Source organism: Corynebacterium sp. UMB0012 (assembly GCF_030216265.1).
GTDB lineage: Bacteria > Actinomycetota > Actinomycetes > Mycobacteriales > Mycobacteriaceae > Corynebacterium.
Genome location: NZ_JASOKQ010000049.1, coordinates 1 through 1,181, shown reverse-complemented (window position 1 = coordinate 1,181; position 1,181 = coordinate 1). Strand labels below are relative to the sequence as shown.

Genomic DNA, 1,181 nt, shown 5'->3' with positions numbered 1-1,181 from the left:
AAGGTTGTCAATGACAAGGGTGAGGACACCCCTGACAATGACAAGCCGAATGAGATTGGTGAGCACAAGGACATCAATGATGATGACCAGACGGTGACCAAGAAGAAGAACGCGATTGTTTCTACGAACGCGGACTTTGAGAATGGTTCGAAGGAAGTTGTTGCTGGTGCCAAGATTGTGGACCAGGTTTCCTACGAGGGTCTGGTTCCGGGTAAGGAATACTCCCTGGATGCCCAGCTGATTTCCAAGGCTGATGGTAAGACTGTTCTGGGTGAGGCCAAGGGTCATACCTTCAAGCCGGAAGCGGCTGACGGTACCGAGGCTGTCACCATTACCGTTAATGATGATGTGACTGAGCCGGTTGAGGCTGCGGTTGCTTTCGAGACTCTGACTTCCAAGGTTGTCAATGACAAGGGTGAGGACACCCCTGACAATGACAAGCCGAATGAGATTGGTGAGCACAAGGACATCAACGACAAGGATCAGACTGTGCCGAAGGAGTCTTCTGAGAAGACCCCGAAGATCACCACTAACGCTGACTTCGAGAAGGGTTCCCACGAGGTTATTGCTGGTGCCAAGATTGTTGATGATGTGACCTATGAGGGTCTGGTTCCGGGTAAGGAATACACCCTGAAGGCTGAGCTCATTAACAAGAAGGATGGCAAGTCTGTTCTGGGTACCGGTGAGAAGACCTTCACTCCGGAGAAGTCCCACGGCATGGTCCCTGTGACCATCACCGTGAACGATGATGTGAAGGAGCCTGTCCAGGCTGCGGTTGCCTTCGAGGAGCTCACCTCCACCGAGGTCAATGACAAGGGCGAGGAGACTCCGGGTACTACTCCGGAGAAGCCGAACCACATTGCTGAGCACAAGGACATCAATGATGAGGACCAGACCGTGACCTCCCACGAGGTCCACGATCAGGACAAGCCAGGCGGCTCCTCGGATGGTTCCTCTAATGGTTCTTCCAACGGTTCCTCGGATGGTTCCTCCAACGGTTCCTCCAAGGACAATAAGTGGTGGCTCATCCTGATCCCGGGCATCGGCTTGGGCAAGATCATCAAGGATCACTTCGACCACAAGGATCATGGCAACCACAACGGTGGCCACGGTGACAACACCAGCAGCCACAATGGCGGCCACGGTGACAACACCAGCAGCCACAATGGCGGCCACGGTGA

General features: G+C 54.1%; 1 protein-coding gene. It reads left to right on the top strand.

What is annotated here, in order from left to right:
* On the top strand, positions 1-1,181 hold a 1,181-nt coding region (locus tag QP324_RS11795; protein WP_284816169.1), incomplete at both ends, for a VaFE repeat-containing surface-anchored protein.